Source organism: Tianweitania sp. (assembly GCF_032053605.1).
GTDB lineage: Bacteria > Pseudomonadota > Alphaproteobacteria > Rhizobiales > Rhizobiaceae > Tianweitania.
Window position 1 is genome coordinate 1 of sequence record NZ_DAMBUH010000163.1, and the last position, 4,800, is coordinate 4,800.

A 4,800-nucleotide genomic window follows, 5' to 3' on the forward strand; every position below is an offset into this window, starting at 1 on the left:
CGGTGCCGCGAGCGGAGCAACCGCCACAGGCTGTGGTGGGGGCGGCGTCTCGGCTGCGGGTGCTTCCGGCGTTACGTTCGGCAGGGTCTTTTTTGCAGCGCGCTCACGCGCAGCCTGCAGGATCGGATCAACCGGCTTCGACTTGGCACGTGCCTGTGGAGCATCGAATAATCCGAAGAGGTCGTTTGTATCGGTCATTCCAAACCAGGTCCCGGTACTGCGAATCACCGCACAATATGGCACGGCAAGCGTCAGTACGCGACCTGTGTTCCGGTTCCGTTCATGAGATGGGGATCGTCATCCCCATCATTCGCCGCGTCCACCATCCAGAACGACGAGGTGACGGATGCGCCGACCTGGCCCGGAAAACACATCAAGCGGATTGAAGTGGCGATCGCCCGGCGCCAGCGAGGGCACTTCGATGGCCGGCCGGTTCTTGAGGAAGATCGGCTCGATCTCGGGATCGATGACACGCACCGACTGGAGCACATTCTCGCAGATCGGGTCCGCACCCATCCAGAACGGCCGCTCCTTGGCGCTCACGATGCCAAGCGCGCGCAGACTGTCGCGACCGCCCTCGATCGGTAGAAGCAGCAGTTCGAACAAATGCTCGCGACCGGTCTCGCTGACACCGCGAAAGCTCATCGAAACCACGTTCTTGTCGTGGAACGCGTTGTTGGACAAACGCGCGACAATCTTCTGGTCGCGCGGCGTCCACATGGACGCGAAAGAGTAGCCTTTCAGCTCGCGGCCATAGGTTGCGCAAAGACGCGTGCCTGCCAGACGGAACACGGGACCCCCGCGCGTATCCAGTTCAAGGATGAACGTGTCGGCAAGCAGGTTCTTGATGTCCGCTGGCTCGATCTCCGTGCGTAGCGGAGCAGGGCGCCCATCGCGCAGCCGATTCCAGTACTGGAATAGCTCTATCGAACCCTGCAGTCTCATAAGTTCCTGTTCTCCATGATCGCCGGCGGTGTGCCATCGGTGAACAAGTTGGAGCCACCCGGCGCATTTCATGCTGTGCGCAGCAGGAACCGTGCCAGTCACGCTCCTTGCTTGTTCACGGAGCAGGTCAGTTAAGGTTAACAAAGGGTTTCAATTGCTTTGGCGCGAAGTGGAGGCCAAGGTTGCAACAACCGCAGAGAAGCGCGGTTACAGCAAAGTTTTGGGGGAGCGTGGGGGCTCGACCAGGCCGTTCAAGGGAAACCTTGAACGGCCTTCTTTTTAGGCCGATCTAGGGGCGATGAGCATCCCAGAAGAGAATCACCGCGCCGCCGCGGTCGAACCCGCCCAGGTCCTTACCCCGCCGCGCGAGCCCGTGTTCAACATACCCGGCGCCGTGTTGCTGATGATCGCGCTTTGCGCGGGCGTTCATCTGGTGCGCCTTTATCTTCTGACAGAGGAGCAGGACGTAAGCCTGCTGGTGCGCGCGGCCTTCATCCCTATCCGCTATTCCGGTGATTACCTCTTCGACATCTATGCGGTGACCAGCACGATTACCTACGCCTTCCTTCATGGTGGCTGGTCGCATCTGATCGTCAACATGGTCTGGCTGGCCGCGTTCGGTTCTCCGCTCGCTAACCGTTTGGGTGCCTTGCGTTTTCTAGCCTTCTGGCTGGTGACTGCCTGGGGCGCGGTGGCCCTGCATTATGCTCTGCATGCCGGTTCGGAAATTCCGCTGGTAGGCGCTTCAGGCGCGATCTCCGGCATGATGGGTGCTGCGGCGCGCTTCGGGTTCAACATTGACCGAAGCTTGGGTCGCGGGCGCTTTTCCGGTCCGCCGCTGACGATCGTGGAGAGCCTGACCTCGCGCACGGTGATCGTGTTTCTGGTGGTCTGGATGGCCGTCAACCTGATTTCCGGTTTGGGCTATCTGACGCCCGAGGACATGGGTGCGGTTGCCTGGGAAGCGCATGTCGGCGGCTTTCTCGTTGGTTTCCTCTTCATCGGTCTGTTCGGTGAACGGCAGCCTCAAAGGGTGCGTTTGGCTTAACGCCGTTGCCACACCGCTCCAAGCTTGGCACCATGCCTCTTCACCATCGCACAATAGCGATGGGCGGGTGGCGCGAACCGGAGGAGCAAGCGCATGACCGTACGAAAAATCCTGGAAACCAAAGGCCGGGCCGTCGCAACGATAGGCCCCGATCAAACCCTGGCTGACGCTGCCAAAAGCCTTGGCGAACAACGGATCGGCGCGCTTGTCGTCACCGATGGCGACGGCCGGATTGCCGGCATCTTGTCGGAGCGCGACATTGTGCGGGTTGTCGGCCGTGACGGTGAGCTGGCATTGGAGCAGCGTGTTTCGGCTGTCATGACCAGCCATGTCACGACTTGCAGCGAGAACCAGACAACCAGCGAATTGCTGGAGATCATGACCAATGGCCGCTTCCGCCATCTTCCGGTGGAGCGCGATGGCCTGCTCGACGGTATTATTTCCATCGGCGACGTGGTGAAACTGCGTATCGAAGACGTCGAACGCGAGAGCGAAGAGATCAAGCTCTACATCGCGACGGCCTGAACGGAGCCCGTTCCCAGCCTGTTTGTTCGATCTGGGATCCGTTCAAATTGTACGGAGTCCCGGAGTTGAACAGCTTGGATCGTTGGGCTTGCCTTGCGAAGCGCGGCCGATTGCTTTAGCCGAAACGGCTTATGTGATGCGGCCGCAGCGGCCGCTTGATCTCGACCGGACCTTCATCATGACGATTGTCGATACCCGCACGCCCGATCCCAAACGCCTGATCCCCGGCGCCACCGGCGACTGGGAAGTGATCATCGGCCTCGAAGTCCACGCGCAGGTCACGTCGGAAGCCAAACTTTTCTCCGGCGCATCCACCACCTTCGGCGCAGCACCCAACGAGAATGTCAGCCTCGTGGATGCGGCAATGCCCGGCATGCTGCCGGTGATCAACGAGGAATGCGTGCGCCAAGCCGTTCGCACCGGCCTCGGCCTGAAGGCGCAGATTAACCACAAATCTGTGTTCGACCGAAAGAACTACTTCTATCCCGATTTGCCGCAGGGCTACCAGATCTCGCAGTTCAAGCAGCCAATCGTCGGCGAAGGCCAGATCATCATTTCGGTCGGGCCGGATCGTCAGGGCAACTTCGAGGATATCGAGGTCGGCATCGAGCGCCTGCATCTGGAACAGGATGCTGGCAAGTCGATCCACGACCAGCACCCCACCATGTCCTTCGTGGACCTGAACCGCTCGGGCGTCGCCTTGATGGAGATCGTGTCGAAGCCCGACATGCGCTCGGCCGACGAGGCGAAAGCCTATGTCACCAAGCTGCGCACCATCGTGCGCTATCTCGGCACTTGCGATGGCAACATGGACGAGGGATCGCTACGCGCCGACGTCAACGTGTCCGTCCGCAAGCCAGGCGGTGAGTTCGGCACGCGCTGCGAGATCAAGAACGTCAACTCGATCCGCTTCGTTGGCCAAGCCATCGACTACGAGGCCCGCCGCCAGATCGCGATCCTCGAAGATGGCGGCAAGATCGACCAGGAAACGCGGTTGTTCGACCCCAATAAGGGCGAAACCCGCTCCATGCGTTCGAAGGAAGAAGCGCATGATTATCGCTACTTCCCCGATCCGGATTTGCTGCCGCTCGAGTTCGATCAGGCCTATGTCGATGCGTTGGCTGCCGATCTTCCGGAACTGCCGGACGACAAGCGAAACCGGCTCGTCAACGATCTCGGCCTGTCGGTTTATGACGCCTCGATCCTCGTTTCAGAAAAGGCGATCGCCGCTTACTTTGAGCAGGTCGCCAAGGGCCGCGACGGCAAGATTTCGGCGAACTGGGTCATCAACGAACTGCTCGGTGCGCTGAACAAGGCCGGCCGTGACATCGAAGATTCACCGGTGTCGCCGGAACAGCTCGGCGCCATCGTCGACCTCATCAAGGACGGCACGATCTCCGGCAAGATCGCCAAGGACGTGTTCGAGATCGTCTGGAACGAGGGCGGCGATCCCCGGGAGCTTGTTGAGTCGCGCGGCTTGAAGCAGGTCACCGATACCGGCGCGATCGAGAAGGCTGTCGATGATGTGATCGCCGCCAACCCCGACAAGGCAGAGCAGGCCCGGGCCAAGCCGAGCATGGCCGGCTGGTTCGTGGGTCAGGTCATGAAGGCGACTGGCGGCAAGGCCGCTCCGCAGGCCGTCAACGACCTGGTCAAGGCCAAGCTCGGGATCACCGAGTGAGCGTTTTTGTCCGCACTGCGGGTTCGCGGGACATTCCCGCGATCCGCGCCCTACTGGCCGAGACCTGGCACGCGACCTACGATGGTCTCTACGGTCCCGCCATGGTGGAAGAACTGACGGCCGAGTGGCATTCGCCGAAGGCCTTGCAGGCGATGATTGATCGCGATCGGTCGGATTATCTCGTGGCCGATGACGGCGAGCAGCTATGCGGTTGCGCTTACGCCGCAGCGATCGGCGACGATGCGCGCACCGTAACGCTGTTCCAGCTTTATGTTCTTCCGGCCTTTCAGGGCAGAGGCATCGGCGGCATGCTTCTGGAAGAGATCGAGCAGTCCTTCTTCGAATCGCAGCTGTTGCGTTTGGAAGTGGAAGAAAAGAACAGCCGCGCCGTCGCCTTCTATGAGACCGAAGGCTTCACCCAGGTCGGGCGTGAGGAACATGGCCGCGCATTGCCGCGAACCGTGCTGATCTACGAGAAGTCACTGGTCTGAGCGGTGCGCCTTCTTGCCAAGCCGGGCAGTCAGCGCCATAACGCGGCCAACGAACAAGCGGATACCCGCCCTAAGGGATGACGTGATGTCAAAGTTCTTCACCCAGTTCT

5 protein-coding genes and 1 pseudogene are annotated in these 4,800 nt (G+C 60.7%); 4 read left to right on the top strand and 2 right to left on the bottom strand.

Annotation, left to right across the window (positions count from 1 at the left end):
* Positions 1 to 198 (bottom strand): annotated as a pseudogene (locus RTX98_RS19835) (hypothetical protein); the annotation flags it as partial.
* Between the two features lie 108 nt (positions 199 to 306).
* Entirely contained in the window at positions 307 to 945 is a 639-nt protein-coding gene (locus tag RTX98_RS19840) for a PAS domain-containing protein (protein ID WP_312798594.1), read from the bottom strand.
* Between the two features lie 298 nt (positions 946 to 1,243).
* Between RTX98_RS19840 and RTX98_RS19845 the strand changes: the two genes are divergently transcribed.
* The 4 genes from RTX98_RS19845 to RTX98_RS19860 all read left to right on the top strand — a co-directional run bounded on the left by RTX98_RS19845 (position 1,244) and on the right by RTX98_RS19860 (position 4,690).
* Positions 1,244 to 1,993 carry a rhomboid family intramembrane serine protease gene (locus tag RTX98_RS19845; protein WP_312798595.1) on the top strand — a complete coding sequence of 250 codons (750 nt, stop codon included), beginning with the start codon at positions 1,244 to 1,246 and terminating at the stop codon, positions 1,991 to 1,993.
* A gap of 93 nt (positions 1,994 to 2,086) precedes the next feature.
* Complete coding sequence (locus RTX98_RS19850) at positions 2,087 to 2,518, top strand: CBS domain-containing protein (RefSeq protein ID WP_312798596.1); 432 nt, start codon at positions 2,087 to 2,089, stop codon at positions 2,516 to 2,518.
* Positions 2,519 to 2,696: 178 nt separating this feature from the next.
* Positions 2,697 to 4,199, top strand: coding sequence for an Asp-tRNA(Asn)/Glu-tRNA(Gln) amidotransferase subunit GatB (gene gatB / locus RTX98_RS19855; RefSeq protein ID WP_312798599.1), 1,503 nt, complete (start codon positions 2,697 to 2,699; stop codon positions 4,197 to 4,199).
* Complete coding sequence (locus tag RTX98_RS19860) at positions 4,196 to 4,690, top strand: GNAT family N-acetyltransferase (protein WP_312798598.1); 495 nt, start codon at positions 4,196 to 4,198, stop codon at positions 4,688 to 4,690. Before gatB ends, RTX98_RS19860 begins: the two co-directional genes overlap by 4 nt.
* The last annotated feature ends 110 nt before the right edge of the window (positions 4,691 to 4,800 follow it).